The following is an 18,175-nucleotide window of genomic DNA, read 5'->3' on the forward strand; positions in this document are numbered from 1 at the left end:
TCCCTTGCTGCTTTGACCCCTTAATTTTTCTATCAATCCCAATAAAGGAGAGAATTTTAAGGTCAATTACAATTTCATCTCCTCAGTATATAAGTCGCCTCCTGCCCTCTTTCTAGGGCTTACGCTTTCATTTTTTAAAGGGAGAATACGAATTTCTCTAAAATAAAAATATTTTCCATCTAAAAGCATATCCCATTTTAAAACAGATTATCTTATACATAGAATCATGCATAAGTGTTTTCTAAAGCCCTTCCTTTTTGATAAGATTAAATCCCAGATAGGTTCATTGGGGGAATGCACCTGTGCCTTGGTTGAGGCTAGCTTGAACGTTTCCAGACTTGTGCTGGAAACCCGAAAGTCTGGCTTAGAGACACAAGAGAAAAAAGATGGAACGCCTGTTTCAAATGCAGATAAACTTGCCCAAGATATTATTTTAGAGAAAATCAGCACACTTGGAGAAAAATTTTCTCATGTTGGAATTGTCTCTGAGGAATTGCCACCCCTTCCGCCTGCCTTTCAATATGGAGATTTCTGGCTCATAGATCCTTTGGATGGTACAAAAGGCTTTATCATCGGCAAAAAAGAATTTTGCACCAATATTGCCCTTCTAAAAGATGGAAAACCTATTTTGGGGGTTGTCGCAGTTCCTGCTTTTAGCTCTATTTACTTCGCCAGCCAAGGAAAAGGCGCTTGGAAAATCAATGCCCAGACCTCGTCTCTGAAACAAATCCACTGTCAAAAGCTAACGCGTGATTCTCTTTCTGAAAAGGGGCTTCGAATTCTCTCCTCTTCCCGCCACAACAGCCGCCGAAATCTAAAGCAGCACCTTCAGAAAAACCGCAACAATCCTAAAATTGCCTTTATCCATGAGATTGGATCTGCTGTAAAAATCCTCAAAATTGCAGAAGGACATGCCGATTACTATTACCAGCCTGGCGCAACGATGGCTTGGGATATTGCCGCCCCCCAAATCATTTTAGAAGAAGCTGGCGGTGCTATCCGTACCCTTGACGGTCAATGCTTATCCTATGGTAAAAACAATTGGAAAAATACTATTTTTGAAGTGCTAGGCACTTCAGAAAAAATCTTTGACTAATACCCCCTCTTAACTTTCCTTATCTAAGTAACTAAGTCTTCTCTAATGCCCAGAAAAACACATCTTTTCACGCAAGAACCGCATGATCTTGAACAGGCAGGGCAATGGTTGCGAGAAGGAAAATTAGTCGCTTTTCCAACCGAAACCGTCTATGGGCTAGGAGGATCAGGCCTTGTGCCCGAAGCTATTACCGGCATTTACAAGGCAAAGGGACGCCCTCGGAACAACCCCCTTATCCTTCATTTTCCTCATGCAGAATCTGTTTTTGAAGAAGCGGATCCAACAGCGCCTTTATTTCATTTAGCGCAGCAAATTGCCCAAATTTTTTGGCCAGGCCCTCTTACAATGGTTCTAAGACGGCGAAAAACTTCTGAGCTTTGCCCAGAAGCTTGCGCAGGTTTGCCCACCTTTGCAGCAAGAGTGCCAGAACCTCTCCTAACCCGAAAATTACTTGAATTTGCAGCAGTCCCCATAGCAGCCCCCTCTGCCAACCGCTCTGGACGCATCAGCCCCTCAAGCTATCAGGATGTTTTTTCAGAACTCAATGGCCGCATTGATGGTATCGTGCAAGGCGCTGATTGCCGTGTTGGCATCGAAAGCACGATTATTGATTTCAGTCAGGACAGGCCTAAAATCCTTCGCCCTGGTAAAATTATGCCAAGTGATTTGCGCCCTTTTATTGCCGATTTCCCAGAATACCAGCTCACACCCACTGCACCAGAAGCTAAGGAAAACGAACAAACCCCTATCGCCCCTGGACAATTTATTTCACATTATGCCCCAACCCTTCCTGTTGAACTGGATATTGTCTCGCCAGATACAACAACGCAGGCTTGGCTTTCTTTTCATGAAGTTCCAGCTCATTTTCAAGGGCTTTCTTTTGTCCTCTCTCCTTCTGGAAGCCTAGAAGAGGCAGCGCAAAATCTCTATAAAGGATTACGTTTTTTAGATATTGAAGGTCAAAAACGAGGCTTAAAATCCATTGCAGTTTCCTCTATCCCAAAAGAAAATATTGGCATTGCAATTTTAGAGCGTCTCTCACGCGCCGCAGCGCCACGCCCTCAAGCCTCCTGAAATTTTTTCGTTAGTAATGCCTTCAACCCCTAGCTCTTTCAAAGTTCTAACGTCACGCTTTAACAGCTATATTTTTCTGTTGCTGATGAAACGCTTGGTTTTTTTAACTTTTGCAGGCGTCCTCTTAATTTGGACTATCCAGTCGCTGCATTTTGTTGGACTGGTTTCTTCCCATGGCATGAGCCTTAAAGTTTTCTTTCAGCTTACTTCCTTTCTATTGCCAACCTTTTTAAATATCATTCTCCCTCTGAGTACTTTTGCCGTTATTTTATTTACCTATGAGCGCCTTACAAGTGATCGGGAGCTTACAATCCTTCAAGGAAGCGGCCTTTCCCCAGCCCAACTTTCTCTTCCAGCCATTCTTTGTGCATTTTGCGCCCTGACCATTGGTTATAGCTTAACCTTATTCGCTGTCCCTGCCGCTTATCATGCCTTTCATAAAAAAGAATTTCATATCCGGAATGAATTAGGTGGCCTTTTTCTAGAGGAAGGCGTCTTTAACCGCCTCCCAAACGGCATGACAATTTATGTGCAAGACAAAGATGAAAATGATTTCAAAGGGGCATTGATTGAACAAACAGAAAAATCTGGTGAGCGCATTATTTTAATGGCTGAATCCGGCACCTTACTCCAAAGCGCCAATGGACTGGAACTTTTACTCAAAAATGGTTCTCGGCAAACTTTAAATAAAAATGACCAAACCCTTTCTTTTTTAGGTTTTGGCGAAAAGATGATTGCGATTGCGCCACCGCCAACAGGCCAGAGAAGCATTGATGCACAGGAATTATCCCTCTCAGAGCTTCTCAAGCTTCCTCAAAATCTTCCGCCTGTCTTTACGGGCAAATTTTATGCGGAAGCCTATGAACGACTTGCTTCTCCGCTTTACACGCTTGCTTTTAGTCTCATTGCTTTATGCTGGACGCTCTGCGGCCCGCCAAGAGGCGATCGGAAACCCTACCGCCCTGTTCTTTTTGCTGTTTTTTCGATGGCACTCCTGCTAAGCGCCAATCTCCTCCTCAGAAGTTTTGCGAGCCTTCACCCTGATTTTGGAGGGGCGTTGCTGGCTTTACCAATCCTCCCTATTCTTATTGCACTTTTTATCCTTTTTAAGCATAGTGGCTCCTCTAGCCATTACCCTTAATTTCCTCAACCAGCGTGCAAATTATTTCTCGGAAAAACCAACAAGACGGCTTTGAAGAACATTCGGCTGCATTGCCAAAAACGCTTCGCTTGTATGTTGCAAAACGTTTCCTTCTTCTGACGCTTTGCATGACGGTGGCACTCTGCCTCCTTATTGATCTTTTTGACCTTTTAGATCTCTTGCGCAAAAGCTCCGCACATCCTCAGCTGGGCTTTTTCTCTACCCTTGAGATCTCTTTTCTTCATATTCCCTACTATTTTCTCTCTATTCTGCCTTTTGGCATTCTTTTAGGGGGCATTAGCTGCTTTTTCTTTCTTTCGAGAGCTTCAGAAGTGACGGCGGCACGGGCTGCGGCAATTTCGGCTTGGCAATTCCTCGTGGGGCCACTCATTGCCTCTATTGTGATCGGGATTTTAGCGATTGTCGCTATTTCGCCTTTTTCTGCAAGTTGCTACCACCTTGCAACGCTCATTGAAGAGCATTACCTCAAAACGCCCAATGCGATTGAAGATGAGCTCTGGCTCAAAGAAGAAGATAAAGGCCTGCGCAACAACGGGCATATGATTCTTCATCTCTATGGCATTTCGAAAACACGCCTAAAAAATGATCATTCTTTTTTAGAGGCGCAAAGAGCGAGTATTTTACGCCTTGGCGAAAAAGATGTTTTTCTAAGAAGAATCGAAGCGCAAGAAACACGCCTTGAAAAAGGACATTGGATTTTTGAAAATGCCATTGAAATCAGCCCGGGGCAGCAGGCAAAGCCCCTTCCTAACTTTTCAATGCCCAGCCACCTGACAGCCAGAAGAGCAAGAAGAATCGGTGTTTCTGCGGATACTTTATCTCTCTGGAACTTGCCCAGAACTATTCTTTGGTTACAGGAAGCCGGCCTTCCAACCCGCAAACAACAACTTCATCTTTATACACTCTTGGCCTTACCCTTTCTTAACGGTACAATGCTTTTAATTTCAGCAGGCTTCGCATTACGTCCTTCAACGAAAGGTCAAAGAAGAGCCGTCACCGTTATTGGTATTGGTGTAGGAACGGGATTCTGTCTTTTTACGCTTACAAAAATAGCAGAACAGCTGGGAAATTCAGGAAGTATGCCACCCATTTTTGCCGCAGTGCTTCCTCTCTTGGCTGGTATATGTATCGCAGGAAGCCTTCTTTTAAAAATGGAGGAGGGATAGATCTTGTCATTTTCAGATAAACTCAAATCTGCCGTCTCTTTCCTCTGTTCTTCCTTGGTACTTCTCTCTCTAACGCCTGAAGCCTTTTCCCAAGAACAAAAGCAAATTCCCGCAGGCACGCCGCAGCAGAAAAAAACGGTCACCCCTCTCCCTGAAACAAAGCTTTTGCCCGAACAGTTTGGAATTCAAACTGTGGATGTCTCGTCAGGTGGCCGAAAAGGATTTCAAGCCGATAAAAGTGCGGGGCATTTTGTTCAGCCAGGTGAAGTCAAAAAAGAAGATCCCATTACCTATTTGGCAAACCATGAAAGCTATGATGAGACAGGGCAGCTGGTCTGGTCTGGGAACGTCCGTATTTGGCAAGGCGATCAAGCACTGCGTGCGGATCGTGTCACCCTAGACCGCCCTGCGGGTCTTATCCGTGCAACAGGGCATGTTGCGCTGCTTCAACCCGATGGCAGCACGCTTTATGCAAAAGAACTCGAATTTCAAAATGGGATTAAAGATGGAATTGGCCGTGCGCTTTATATGCGCATGGAAGAAAACGTGAAACTTGCTGCGAACGGGATGCGGCAATCAGAGGGCGTCGTGCAAGATTTGCGCCGCGTTAGCTACACGCCTTGCAATACTTGCGCCAAAAATCCGCACAAAGCCCCTTTTTGGCAAATCCAAGCTTCCGCTGTTCGCCGAGATGAAAATCATAAGCGCCTCGAATTTGAAAATGCTTGGATTAAAGTTTTCGGCTTGCCCGTCCTCTACCTGCCTTATTTTAAATTAACAGACCCGTCCGTCAAACGGCAAAGCGGTTTTCTTCCCTTCCAAATCAGTCCGCATGACCGCTATCTCGGTACCTTCTTTACCGTTCCTTATTATTGGGTGATTGATAAAACGTCTGATATTACCCTAACGGCTCTTTTTGCGACAAAATCAGCGCCTAACTTTACCGCCAATTACCGAAAAATGTTAAATTTTGGATCTATTAAAATCCAAGGCGGTGTCGGAGTTGATACACACGACAACACATATTCCTACGGAACGGACAGCGATCAACACGGTGCGCAAGCCTATATTCTTTCTTCTGCTGACTTTGTTTACAATAAATACTGGCATTATGGCGCACAGGCTAATTTAGCAACGTCTGCAAACTATATGCGAGACTATCGTGTCCCTGGCTATGGTACAGATGCTCTCGAATCCGGTGCGTTTGTTGAAGGTTTTGGACAAGGGTCGCAACTTCGTTTTGACGTGGAATTTTTCCAAGGCATGAACCAGGGCACAATTAACAACGACCGTCTCGCCTATGCGCTGCCAAGTTTTGCATATAACTACCAAGGACAGCCAGATAAATTAGGCGGAACCTTCTCCTTCCATACAGAAGATTTCGATCTCTACCGTGTTGATGGACTTCGGGATCAACGTGGGGAATGGCGTTTCCAATATGATCGTCCTTTCGATGGTCCTTGGGGACAGAAATGGAAAGTTACAGGCCGTCTTGATTCTACCGTCTATCACTCGGTCGAACGTAATTGCGTTGAAACCTATAATAACAATAGCTGCCCTTCACAATATCTAACGCCTGGAGACCAGATTACAGGCCAAATTCTGCCCACTTTTGCTTTGCAGGTGAATTGGCCTTTCATGCGTACGTTTGCGCATGGACGAGGCTATAGTATTTTTGAGCCAATTGCCCAATTCATTGCAGCGCCCAATACAGGCGGACAGCTCAGCCGAAATATGCCAAACGAAGACAGTCTCTATTATAATTTCGATGATTCAACCCTTTTTGAACTTAACCGTTATGAAGGAACAGACCGTTTAGATGGTGGTGTGCGCGGGAATATCGGCATTCACCAAAATTGGAGCTGGAAAGGCCATGTCGTCGATATTTTAGTCGGTGAAAGTTTCCAAGACCATATCACGCATAATATGATACCAGGCACTGGCCTTAATCATCATCTCTCTGATCCGGTTGGCCGTATTTTATTTGCGCCGAATAATTGGCTAAGTGTTGTAGCTCGTGGGAAATACAATCCTTGGGAAAATGAATTTGACTACGGTGAAGGGCTTTTCAACTTCAAAATCCCACATATCAATCTTAATGCAGGTTATATCTATGAAGTTAACAATCCTTATTATTTCTATACGCCATATGGGCTGAATCAAGGACAATTTGTTAACCGCTTCAACTTCCAACACATGAACCAAGTCACGGCTTCAGGACAATTTGAATATGGGAGTTTCCATGTTGGCGCTTTTGCCAGATTTGACCCCACCACAATGCAATGGGTTTCGAACGGCGGAAATATTGGCTATGCGAATGAATGTTTTGGCCTGGATCTTTTCTATAGCAAGCAATATACCTCTATCGGTGGTGAGGCCCGTGGCTCAACCTTCCTTGTGAATATTTTCTTAAAATCTATCGGAACTTTCGGTGCAGGTGGTTCTGCCGCATGAAAAAGTACTCTCTTTCTCTTTGCTGGCTTCCTTTGGCGCTCTTTCTTTGTGTTTTTTCAGCCCAAGCAGAAGAAATTACAGCGGATGCGCAAGATACGCTTTCTCCCAGTCCGAAAGCGGACTCTGATCTTAGCTCTGATGCGCAAATCCTAGCGGTTGTGAATGGTCAGCTTCTCACCAGAGCCGATGTTGAAGACCGTGCCAGATTATTCGTTGTCTCCACAGGCTTGCCAATTGCGCCCAGTGTGATGAAACGCATGCGCTCGCAAATTCTACAACAGCTCATTCAAGAAAAACTGAAAACACAAGAGGTTCTTCGCCGCCATATTGATATTCCGCCAGAGCAAATTGCCGCTTCTATCGCAAATATCGAAGAGCGTAACGATATGCCCCACAATGCGTTGCGGGATAAGCTTGCCAAAGATGACATTTCCCTCACGACTTTGATTGACCAAATTAGAGCGCAAAGTGGCTGGATGGTCGTCTTGCGTCAAACACTTGGGGCAAGAAGCCGTGTGCTTCCAGATCAAATTAAACAGCGGCAAAAAGCACTCGAGGAGGAAGAGGGCGAACCTCAGTACCTCATGAATGAGATTTTCATTCCCGTGGCGGATTCAGAGCATCCTCAAAAAGAAATCGCCTTTGCAAATATGATTATTTCACAATTGCGTGGCGGAGCGCCTTTTCCTATCGTTGCCGCGCAGTTTTCTCAAGATCAGTCTGCCTTAAACGGAGGCTCTTTAGGTTGGATGCAGGAAGACCATCTTGATCCTGCGGTCGTTGAAATCATTAAAAAAATGCCAGATGAGGCTATCTCAAATCCTATCCTCGTCCCGGGTGGCTTAATTATCTCAACCGTACATGCACGGCGGAAGCTTGGAAAAGAAATGGGCACTTTGATTACCTTGCGCCAAGCTTTCTTCCCTTTTAGTTCTCCGCTCAATCCAGAAGCCCCAACAGAAGAGCAGAAAGCCCTCTTGCAACAGGCCAACGAAGCCTCTGCAACAGTTCACTCTTGTAAGGATATGGAAGAGCTGAATGACAAATTAGGCGCAAGAAAAGCAGGTAACCCGGGGACGCAAGTTATGGAACGCCTGCCGCCCCAAATGCATTCCATTCTCGAAAAATTACCCAATAAAACTTCGACAAAACCGCTTGTGGCAGGAGACGGCATTTCTCTTTTGATGATTTGCACCCGCCAGAGCCGAAATCTTGCACAATTAACACCAGGACAAATTGCAGACCAACTTATGAACGAACGTATTGAGCAGGCTGCAAGACAGCTTCAAAGAGCTTTGCAGCGAAAAGCTGTTATTGAAATCCGTCCTGCTGGACGTGCCGAATTAAACGCATGACAACGCCTTCTTACAACACAGATCTTGTTGCAAAAAAATCTTTGGGACAGCATTTTCTGCTCGATCCCAATATTTGCGACCGCATTGCCCAGTTAGGTGGAGACCTCACATCTCAAAACATTCTTGAAGTGGGCCCTGGTCCAGCAGGGCTTACCAAGGCGCTTCTTCGTCAAGGCGCAAAAAAAGTCTATGCCATTGAAATTGATGAAAGGACCTTTCCTTTTCTTGAAGAAATGGAAGCCACCAGCAAAGGCCGTTTTACTCTCCTCAAAGGCGATGCGCTGAAAATAGATGCTGTTACGCATCTGAAAGAACCAAGACAAGTTATTGCCAATCTTCCCTATAATGTCGGCAGCCCCCTTTTGGTAAAATTCTTGCGTCAAGCAGGCGCTTGGTCAAAAATGAATCTCATGTTTCAGTTAGAGGTCGCTGAACGTATCTGTGCAAAACCTAACAGCGCTGCTTATGGAAGATTAGGTGTTCTCGCACAATGGTGCGGACAATGCGATATTGTCATGCGTCTGCCGCCAGGAGCCTTTTCCCCTCCCCCTAAAGTACATTCAGCGATTGTCCGTATTCTTCCCCATCCCAATCAGCCTTCTCCAGCGCTTTTTAAAGAAATGGAGCAAATCACCCATGCCGCCTTTGGGCAAAGGCGCAAAATGCTCCGAAGTGCGCTCAAAAAACTTGGGGGCGATCAACTCCTTGAGGAAGCTCGCATTGACCCTACCAGACGTGGTGAAACACTTTCAGTGGAAGAATTTGACCGTTTAGCAAAGCTTTCGCTCACAAAAAAAGGAAGCTAATAGCTTCCTTTTTTGTCTTGCTCAATGATGCGCAGCGGTATCATATTTACAGATTGACCAAATAGCCCAGACTGCCGCAAAAGGCCACCCGAGAACTGTTAGCTGCAAAAGCAAGCAAATGATACCTGCCATTGGGCGCTCAATCGTAAAAAAGGCCAGCCACGGCAAAAAGAAAGCAATAATTAAGCGGATAAATAAACGCATGGATTTTTCTTTCTAAAATTATAAAGCAAAGAAACTTCAGAAGTTCTGGGCTTTTTCTCTCTTTCTTAGAGTAACTTAACCATATAGATAGCTTCACACTAACATAAAAAAGGCTCTGGGGAGATCCTCAGAGCCTTTTTTAGAAAAATCAAAAGAAGAAAATTACTCTGCTTTTGCTTCTTCGCCTTCTTCCTGAACAGCAAGTTCAGCGGCTTCCGCAGCTTCATCTTCTGCACGGTTTTGATTCTGAAGATCGCCGAGGACGTTTTCATTTTCCTCTTTGGTCTTAGCTTCTTCACCACGTGCCTGACGCTCTGCTTCTTCTTCAGAACGTGCAACGTTCACAGTGATTTCGAGAACGACCTCTGGGTGCAAGCGAAGTTTAACCTTTGCAAGGCCAAGAGATTTAATTGGATGTCCAAGAATAATCTGCTGACGGGAAACTGTTGCGCCACCATTTTTTGTAACAGCTTCGGCAACGTCTCTTGCACTCACAGAACCGTAAAGGGATCCGCTCTCGCCTGCCTGACGCAGAAGAACAACGGAAAGACCTTCAAGACGTTTTGCAACATCTTCAGCCTCTTCACGGCGATGAAGATTTTCGGCCTCTAACTGCTGACGCTCTTGTTCAAAACGTGTTTTATTTGCAGCATTTGCACGAAGCGCTTTTCCCTGTGGAAGCAGGAAATTACGGGCATAGCCTGGACGAACTTTAACGATGTCGCCCATCTGCCCCAAGCCTTCAATGCGCTCAAGTAGAATAATTTCAGTAGCAGCCATCAGTTCACCACATATGGAAGAAGTGCAAGGAAACGGGCATGTTTAATTGCCTTAGCGAGTTCACGTTGTTTCTTAGCAGAAACGGCTGTGATACGGCTTGGAACAATTTTACCACGCTCAGACAAGAAACGGCTAAGAAGACGAATATCTTTATAGTCGATTGCAGGTGCGTTTTCACCAGCGAATGGGCAAGCTTTCCGGCGGCGGAAAGAACGGCGTGCGCCAACGGCAGTACGACGTGCTGCTGGGTTGACTTCTTTGACGACTGCGTCAGTTGTATCAGTCATTTAGATCTCCTTCATCTGCGGCATCATCCCCTTCGTCAGCCCCATGAGAATGGGAATGACCTTGTGGGCGGCGACCACGGCCACTTTCAAAACGACCACCGGTCTGGCCTTGTCCTTGACGTGGGCCACGTGCTGGGCGTTCGTCACGACGGCTCATCATTGGAGTCTGACCTTCTGGAAGGGCATCAACACGCAATGTGAGGAAACGAAGAACATCTTCGTCCAAAGACATCTGGCGTTCAATTTCTTTAAGGGCTTCTGCTGGTGTATTCAGTCCCAAAAAGACATAATGTCCTTTACGGTTCTTTTTAATACGGTAAGCAAGCGGACGAAGTCCCCAGAATTCTTTCAACTCGACAGAACCGCCGAGTTCGCCCAATTTTGTTCCTAGATTTTCGATAAAGGATTCAACTTGGGTGGTTGATAGATCGTTACGCAAAATGAGCGTTAGTTCATATAAAGCCATGCAAACTCCCTATGGCTAAAGTGATTTTTCTATGCAAGGACTAATTAAGCGACCCTTTTCCATCAAGATTCTTAAAAAAGAATCTCCATGTCATAGAAACAGCTGGCACGCATGGAGAGCGCCAGCAGGGAAAAGTGATATACACCACAAAATCAAAAAGAAATCAAGTTTCACTCGAACAGCTTACTTCGCTTTTAAGGCCTTTAGAAAAGAAAGAAGCTCTGAAACAAAACGTTCCTGATTTTTAATCTCCAACTGCGCATGAAAACCTTCTACAAAACCAGCCTTATAATCAAAATTCTCAAAATCATAGAGATACAAAGAGTCATTATGTGACACCCTGTCCACCAAAACTTGATTAGACCACATCTCTGAAACGTTATTAAGGACAATGATTTTTCGATTAGCGACGAAAGCAGAGCTATGAAGTGCCGAGCTTGAGGTCGCAATAAATACCCCGCCCTCTTTCCATAATTTTATTTGCGCCTGTAAAGAAAGTCTTTCGGGCGCAACAATTTCAATTCCCAGCGATCTCAGTCCCTCGCTTAAAACAGCTTCATTTTGTAAACGCCAAATGCCATTAGGAAGAAATTCTTTTGTAAAATAAACAATCCTATTCGGTTTTTCTTGAATCTCTTCAGGATAAATTTTTGCGCCAAGCGCCACCATCATTTCAGAATAGATCTGATGAACATGGCTGTTTTCCTCAAAAGAAGCTCCTGAAACCTCTATTTCTTTAAAACGTGCGCCTTTTGGAAAAAACGCAAAATTTTCAGGCTTCAACTCAAGTGCCTGCCAAATTTGACGCATATATTCTTTTTCAAAAAGCGCTTCGACACTCGGCTGGCCTGTAAAAACCAAACGGAGTTTTTCACGCTCTAAAGCAGGAAACCTCCAAAGCCGAGAAAGCGCCCCAATCAAAAAATGTCCATAATGCTGATTCACATCACCAAGATAAACGTAGTGATATTCTTCGGGCGCTCTCGGGAATTGGGTTAAATCTGCTTCTGTATAAGTTGCGCCGAGCGGAAGATGTGGTGAAGGAATCCCCCTATAACTCAAACTTTCTGCCACAACACGGCCAGAGGGATAAAAAAGCTCTGCCCCCGTACCTGCAAAAACACTCGGCAGAAAAGTAACATTTTCAGCGACAAGACAAGGTGGATTCTCTTTCAAAACTTTGGTGCCACCATAAATGACTGGGCAGACTTGAAGCATAAAAACCCTTCACCACGCATTCTAAAATAAAAATACCTTGCCTCTTCTGCTTTGGAAAAGACAAGGTATTTTTTAAACCATTCAAAGTTCAGATTAAGCTTAGACGTCTAAGAAAGATTTCAACTTCCGTGAGCGTGTAGGATGTTTCAATTTACGCAAGGCTTTCGCCTCAATCTGGCGAATACGCTCTCTTGTCACATTAAACTGCTGACCAACCTCTTCAAGCGTATGGTCTGTATTCATACCAATCCCAAAACGCATTCTTAAAACACGCTCTTCACGGGCGGTGAGTGAGGCCAAAACTTTCGCCGTTGCATCTCTCAAATTTGTATGAATAGCGGCATCCAATGGGATAATTGCCGTTTTATCTTCAATAAAATCGCCCAAATGGCTGTCTTCCTCATCCCCGATTGGGGTTTCAAGGGAAATCGGCTCTTTTGCAATTTTAAGAACTTTGCGCACTTTCTCCAAAGGCATACCCAACTTTTCAGCCAATTCTTCAGGCATCGGCTCACGGCCAATTTCATGGAGCATTTGGCGGGAAGTCCGTACCAATTTATTGATTGTTTCAATCATATGGACAGGGATACGAATGGTTTTTGCCTGATCTGCGATAGAACGTGTAATGGCCTGACGAATCCACCATGTCGCATAGGTTGAGAATTTATAACCACGACGATATTCAAATTTATCCACCGCCTTCATCAAACCGATATTGCCTTCCTGAATGAGATCAAGGAACTGCAAACCACGATTTGTGTATTTCTTTGCGATCGAAATCACCAGACGAAGATTGGCCTCAATCATCTCTTTCTTCGCACGGCCAGCATCACGCTCCCCACGGGAAATGGTATGATAAACTTCTCTAAATTCTGAAATAGGCAAGCCCATAAGATGAACCAAGCTAGCAACCTCATCCCGCAACGTTTCAAGACGTCCACGATGATTTTCAATCAGCTTTTTCCAATTTTTCCCCGGAAGTTTTGCAATCTCATCAAGCCAAAGCGGATCTAATTCCCGGTTGCGGTAATAAGAGAAGAAAGTCTCACGGTTAAGACGGCAGGATTCAGCCAGACGAGCCATTTTAGACTCTAAATCATTCAGACGCTTAACCTGCTTTTTAATCATTTCACTGATTTCTTCGATACGCCCTGTATGCAGTCTTAAACGGCGGACATGCCGAACCAGCTCATCTCGAATTTCACGATATTCTTTTTCACTGACCTTATCTAATTCTTTTCCCTCAAGAAGAATCACAATCCGCTTTTCTTGCAGAGCGGAAAGCTTTTGATAAAGCACCTCAAGAGAATCAAACTCTGCCATAATTTCAGGACGAAGTTTTTCCTCTAAAGCAACCAGAGAAATAGAAGGCGCATTCATTGAATCCTCATCCTCGGATTCTTCTTCGGCGTCAATATCCTCTTCGTCTTCTTCGGCTAAAGCCTCTTCTTTATCAGAAAAATTCTGACTCTCTTCGAGGTCAATCACCTCACGCAGACTTAACTCTCCAAGACGAATTTTATTCGCCCAGTCAATTAAAGCAGAGAAAACAATCGGGCTACGGCACATGCCCTCTATCATTTCGCCCCAGCCAGCCTCAATCCTTTTGGCTATCGCAATTTCGCCTTCACGGGAAAGAAGCTCAACAGCGCCCATTTCACGCAAATACATGCGAACAGGATCATCAGTGCGGCCTGCACTCTCAGAAATATTACCGCTACGACTGTTTTCTTTATGGGAGTGTTTTTCAGACGACTCCTCATCGTCGGAGTCATCAGACTCATCCTCACTCTCTTCGTTGTCGTCTTCCGGATCAGAATCTTCATCATTTTCAACAACCTGAACACCCATTTCTGACAAGGCGGCCATAATATCTTCAATCTGCTCCGAAGACATTTTGTCCTGTGGGAGGACAGCGTTCAAATCATCAAAGGAAATGTGGCCACTGGCACGTCCCTTTGCAATCAGGCGTTTGACAGCAGCTGAATCTATATCAAGCTGCAACCCGTCCTGATCGGCACTGTTCTGTTCCGTATCGGCAGGAGTCTTTATCGCCATACTCTCATCTTCCATTGATGGTTGGTTGTCATTTACAAATTGCGTCCCTAAAAACTTCAAGAAACGTAAAAGCGCTCCCTGCCACTTGGGGAATATTGCGCCTAATGTCAAGGTCTGAGTTACAAATTTTCATCTGAAGGCATCTCTGGCATCTCACCTCGCCGCAGACGATCTCTCGCTTCAATACGGGCTAAAAGCGCCTTTGGAAGTACCTGAGAGGCATTTTCCTCTCCATCATTTTTCTCCAAAAGGGCTCTCTTGATGTCCTGCTGTACAGACTGATTGAAAGCCTTAATATCAATAAATCCATAAAAATGCCACCAGCCTTCGACAATTGGCGCACCATCTGTGTCTATATTGCCTAAACGGGAAAATTCAAGCACCTCTTTTTCAAAACCCTTTTCTTTAAGAAAATCTCTAAAAGCTCCTCCATGAAGTTCCATATCCTCTTCCTTAGGATCTTCATCTGCCTCATACCATTCAAACATGGCATCCTGAAGGGCAAGCAGACGTTCATTTCCACCAAATTCCAATCGGGAGAAAGCCTCCTCTACCCAAGGAAATATCTCAGGATGAAGCATCAGAATCCCCAGTAAAATCTGATACCGCAGCCGGGCTGTGCTTTCCTTTGAAAAAGAAACAACTTTTTCCTGACTTACCTCTTCCTGTACTGAAAAATCTGAACGGCGTGTCAGTTGCTGATAATGACGTAAATTAGCTTGATTTCTCTCCCTTTGGTTTTGCCAATTCCCTCTTTTGCGTTGGGAGGGCGAAAAACGAAAATGAGAGAAAAAAGAATCCATCCAAGAAGCTCTGTATTCACTTCCCAAAATCTCATCTTTGATTTGATGACTCGCCTCTTGGAGCGCTTTACGAAACTGCGCACGCCCGTCCGCCGTTTGTGGCGAAATTTTCTCTGCTAAAAGCCCAAAATAACTTTCTTCTAAAGAAAGCGCTTTTTCAATCCGATCCCAAAATTTTTCCTTGCCCTCTTTTTGCACCAAGCTATCGGGGTCTTCTCCTTTTGGCAGAAAACAAAAGCGTAACCTCTTACCCGTTTCTAAAAAAGGAAAGGCAACCTCGCAAACACGAAAAGCCGCTCTTCTGCCTGCACTATCACCATCAAAACAAAAAACAGGCGCATCAGAACTCCGCCATAAAAGACGAAGCTGATCTTCCGTTACAGCCGTCCCTAAAGGCGCAACAGCACCGCCTATCCCTTGCTGGCTCAAGGCGACAACATCCATGTAGCCTTCCACAACAAGAATAGGCGTTTGACGGTCAATAAAGCCTCTTGCTTGTTCAAAATTAAAAAGAATATGCTTTTTGAAAAAAAGAGGCGTCTCTGGGCCATTTAAATATTTAGGCTTGCTGTCATCAAGCACACGCCCGCCAAAAGAAAGCACTTCTTTTTTGCGCCCAAAAATAGGAATCATCACCCTGTTAAAAAAGAAGGGTCTATTCTCCCCCCCTTGCCGGGCTTCTCGCAAAAGTCCCGTTTCTTTCATTTCTTCTTGAGAAAAGCCTTTTTTCTCGAGCGCTTCTATTAACCCTCTTCCAGAATCTGCCCAGCCAAAAGAAAAGCGCTCCGCAATTTCTTGGCCAATGCCACGGGCTGTGAGATATTCCCGTGCTGATTTTCCTTCCGGCGCATAAAGGCGCTCCCGATAATAGAGACGCGCCGCTTCTAAAACATCGCTTAGCTTGCGCCGAACTTCCTGACGTTCCTGCATCTGTGGATCTTGCGCTGGAAGAGACAGGCCGACCTCCGCAGAAAGACGTTCAACCACATCGGAAAAAGTGCCCCCCTGCGTCTGGTGTATAAACCCAATCGCATCTCCATGCGCACCACAGCCGAAACAATGATAGTGATCCTCATAGACATAAAAAGAGGGAGTTTTTTCCCCATGGAAGGGACAACAGCCCTTCCAGTCTTTTCCAGAACGGGTAAGCTTCACCCGCCGTCCAATAATCGACGAAATCGAAAGACGGGCCTTTAGCTCTTCTAAAAAAGCGGGATCAAAAAAACGCATTCAGGCAGTTTTTCCTCTGTAAAAACAGCAAAAAAGTAAATTTATTTCTTGCCCATCAAACGCTCACGCACAATTTTACCTGCCTTCCCTGCATCTAAGGCAGCACCAAATTTTTCTTTCAGCTGTCCCATCACATTTCCCATTTCCTTCATGCTGGCTTCTGGTAAGGCCAAAATAATTTTCTCAATTTCCGCTTTAAGTTTTTCTTCATCAATTTCAGGAGGAAGATAGCGTTTAATCGTTTCAATTTCGGCTTGTTCTTTTGCGACAAGCTCTGGACGGTTGCCTTTTTCGTAAAGCGCAATAGAATCGAGACGAGATTTCACCATGGAACGCAGTGCTTTTTGCAGCTGATCTGCATCTACTTCAACGCCACTGACACGGGCTTCGATGTCCAAATCTTTGAATTTTGCCGTAATGGCGCGAAGTCTTGCAACTTCTTCCTTGTTCCCTTCTTTCATTGAGGTTTTAATGTCGTTCATAATTTTCTGGCGCAAACTAATATCTGTCATTTGATGACCCTGCCTTCTTCATTTAAAATGTAAATTGTTTCTTTAATCCACTATTTTTATCATTTCAGCGGCTTAAACAACAAATGAGAAAAATAAAAACGATGAGTTTTGCACTTTCAAAGACTTTTTAAACTGGCTTGCGCCTCTTTGTATTTTGCCGCATTTTAAGCTCCCACTTTTTTGAAAATTTCACATTATGCACAACTTCAAGTAAAAGCATTCTATAATCTATCTCAATTTTTATCTTTTACGATTAAACGGTTTACCATACTGGAGAATTATGCCCTCCTCTTCTGCTTCTTCCTGCAACAAACAGGATGCTCTTCTTAACGTCCTTACGCCACCCAAAGGGGCGACTGCGGCTCTTCTTTTACAAAATGGCGATGTTTTTTGGGGAAAAGGCTATGGCGCACACGCCGTCACTGATCCCGCAGAGCTTTGCTTCTGCACCGCAACAACGGGCTATCAAGAAACATTAACAGACCCTTCTTTCAGCAAGCAGATTATTATTTTCACCTTTCCTCATATAGGTAATACGGGGATCAATTCCTTTGACAATGAAGCGAGCCATATTCGTGCTTATGGCCTTGTCACAAAGGAACTTCCAACAGCTCCCTCCAGTTGGCGTTCTGAAAGAACCCTTCCTGAATGGCTGATTGAACAAAATCGCCCTGCGATTGCCGGCCTTGATACAAGACGGCTTGTTAGCCTCCTTCGGCAAAAAGGCCCTCAAAATGCTTTAATCGCCTTTCCAAAAAATGGTAAATTCGATCTCAAACAAGCTTTTGAAAAGCTCCAAAAATGGGAAGGGCTTGAAAGCCAGGATCTCGCTGAAGATGCCGCTGGAGAAAGCAGACAGTGGCATGAAGGCAGATGGCAAGAGACACTCCCTGAAACCAAAAATAAAGTGCGGGTTGTTGCGCTTGATTTTGGCGCAAAAGATAATATCCTCCGATCCCTTGTGTCTGCGGGCGCTGACGTGCACGTTGTTCCGGGGAGCTCAAGTATCGAAGAGATTAAAAAGCTTAAACCTCAAGGCATTTTTCTTTCCAATGGCCCAGGAGATCCAGAGGCCACCGGGAAATATGGCGTTCCACTTCTCCAAGAAATTTTTAAGCTCAATATCCCCATTTTTGGCATTTGCATGGGCCATCAGTTACTTGCAAGAGCTTTGGGCGGCAAAACGTACCGTCTTCCCCAAGGCCACCGTGGCACAAACCACCCCGTAAAAGAACTGGCAAGCGGAAAAGTCGAAATTACCAGCCAAAATCATGGCTTTGCAGTCGATCCTGAAAGTCTGCCTAAAGGCGTCATTGCCACCCATATCAGCCTCTTTGACGGATCTAATGAAGGGCTTGAAGTTGTGGGGAAAAATATTTTCTCGGTTCAATACCATCCTGAAGCCAGCCCAGGTCCAAGCGATGCCGTACATCTCTTCGAAAAATTTATGACGATGATCCGTCAAAATCTTTCAAAAAATTCTTCTAAGGAATAAGCGGACGAT

At 44.7% G+C, this 18,175-nt stretch carries 16 protein-coding genes; 8 read left to right on the top strand and 8 right to left on the bottom strand.

Going from position 1 to position 18,175, the window contains the following annotated elements; all coding sequences use genetic code 11:
* Positions 1-226 precede the first annotated feature (226 nt).
* The 7 genes from FAI40_02155 to rsmA are packed head-to-tail and all read left to right on the top strand — an operon-like array spanning position 227 to position 9,113.
* A complete protein-coding gene (locus FAI40_02155; protein ID QCE34233.1) occupies positions 227-1,096 on the top strand; it encodes a 3'(2'),5'-bisphosphate nucleotidase CysQ in 870 nt (289 codons plus the stop codon).
* A 45-nt stretch (positions 1,097-1,141) separates the two neighbouring features.
* The gene (locus FAI40_02160) at positions 1,142-2,170 is read left to right on the top strand and encodes a threonylcarbamoyl-AMP synthase (protein ID QCE34234.1); all 1,029 of its coding nucleotides are present in this window, start codon (positions 1,142-1,144) and stop codon (positions 2,168-2,170) included.
* A 16-nt stretch (positions 2,171-2,186) separates the two neighbouring features.
* Entirely contained in the window at positions 2,187-3,311 is a 1,125-nt protein-coding gene (locus FAI40_02165; GenBank protein ID QCE34235.1) for an LptF/LptG family permease, read from the top strand.
* A 14-nt stretch (positions 3,312-3,325) separates the two neighbouring features.
* Entirely contained in the window at positions 3,326-4,498 is a 1,173-nt protein-coding gene (locus tag FAI40_02170; GenBank protein ID QCE34236.1) for an LptF/LptG family permease, read from the top strand.
* 3 nt (positions 4,499-4,501) lie between these two features.
* A complete protein-coding gene (locus FAI40_02175; protein ID QCE34237.1) occupies positions 4,502-6,952 on the top strand; it encodes an LPS-assembly protein LptD in 2,451 nt (816 codons plus the stop codon).
* Positions 6,949-8,307: a peptidylprolyl isomerase gene (locus tag FAI40_02180; GenBank protein QCE34238.1), complete on the top strand. Its 1,359-nt coding sequence runs from the start codon at positions 6,949-6,951 to the stop codon at positions 8,305-8,307. Before FAI40_02175 ends, FAI40_02180 begins: the two co-directional genes overlap by 4 nt.
* The gene (gene rsmA / locus FAI40_02185; protein ID QCE34239.1) at positions 8,304-9,113 is read left to right on the top strand and encodes a 16S rRNA (adenine(1518)-N(6)/adenine(1519)-N(6))-dimethyltransferase RsmA; all 810 of its coding nucleotides are present in this window, start codon (positions 8,304-8,306) and stop codon (positions 9,111-9,113) included. Before FAI40_02180 ends, rsmA begins: the two co-directional genes overlap by 4 nt.
* 21 nt (positions 9,114-9,134) lie before the next feature.
* Here rsmA and FAI40_02190 read toward each other — a convergent pair whose 3' ends face one another.
* From FAI40_02190 to FAI40_02225, 8 genes are all read right to left on the bottom strand, one after another.
* On the bottom strand, positions 9,135-9,305 hold the full coding sequence (locus FAI40_02190) for a YqaE/Pmp3 family membrane protein (GenBank protein QCE35720.1): 171 nt from the start codon (positions 9,303-9,305) through the stop codon (positions 9,135-9,137).
* Between the two features lie 174 nt (positions 9,306-9,479).
* The gene (locus FAI40_02195; protein ID QCE34240.1) at positions 9,480-10,097 is read right to left on the bottom strand and encodes a 50S ribosomal protein L9; all 618 of its coding nucleotides are present in this window, start codon (positions 10,095-10,097) and stop codon (positions 9,480-9,482) included.
* Positions 10,097-10,384 (bottom strand): 30S ribosomal protein S18, encoded by a 288-nt coding sequence (gene rpsR / locus FAI40_02200; GenBank protein ID QCE34241.1) that lies wholly within the window; start codon positions 10,382-10,384, stop codon positions 10,097-10,099. The genes FAI40_02195 and rpsR overlap by 1 nt, the downstream gene beginning before the upstream one ends.
* Complete coding sequence (locus tag FAI40_02205; protein QCE34242.1) at positions 10,377-10,850, bottom strand: 30S ribosomal protein S6; 474 nt, start codon at positions 10,848-10,850, stop codon at positions 10,377-10,379. Before FAI40_02205 ends, rpsR begins: the two co-directional genes overlap by 8 nt.
* A gap of 183 nt (positions 10,851-11,033) precedes the next feature.
* The gene (locus FAI40_02210; protein QCE34243.1) at positions 11,034-12,068 is read right to left on the bottom strand and encodes a glycosyltransferase family 61 protein; all 1,035 of its coding nucleotides are present in this window, start codon (positions 12,066-12,068) and stop codon (positions 11,034-11,036) included.
* Positions 12,069-12,167: 99 nt separating this feature from the next.
* Positions 12,168-14,126, bottom strand: a complete 1,959-nt coding sequence (gene rpoD, locus FAI40_02215) for an RNA polymerase sigma factor RpoD (GenBank protein QCE34244.1) — start codon at positions 14,124-14,126, stop codon at positions 12,168-12,170.
* A 119-nt stretch (positions 14,127-14,245) separates the two neighbouring features.
* Positions 14,246-16,159, bottom strand: a complete 1,914-nt coding sequence (locus tag FAI40_02220; protein ID QCE34245.1) for a DNA primase — start codon at positions 16,157-16,159, stop codon at positions 14,246-14,248.
* Positions 16,160-16,200: 41 nt separating this feature from the next.
* A complete protein-coding gene (locus FAI40_02225) occupies positions 16,201-16,671 on the bottom strand; it encodes a GatB/YqeY domain-containing protein (protein QCE34246.1) in 471 nt (156 codons plus the stop codon).
* Positions 16,672-16,951: 280 nt separating this feature from the next.
* On the opposite strand from FAI40_02225, the gene carA reads away from it, so the two are divergent.
* A complete protein-coding gene (gene carA / locus FAI40_02230) occupies positions 16,952-18,166 on the top strand; it encodes a glutamine-hydrolyzing carbamoyl-phosphate synthase small subunit (protein ID QCE34247.1) in 1,215 nt (404 codons plus the stop codon).
* The last annotated feature ends 9 nt before the right edge of the window (positions 18,167-18,175 follow it).

Source organism: Acetobacteraceae bacterium, assembly GCA_004843345.1.
In the GTDB taxonomy this organism is placed as follows: domain Bacteria; phylum Pseudomonadota; class Alphaproteobacteria; order Acetobacterales; family Acetobacteraceae.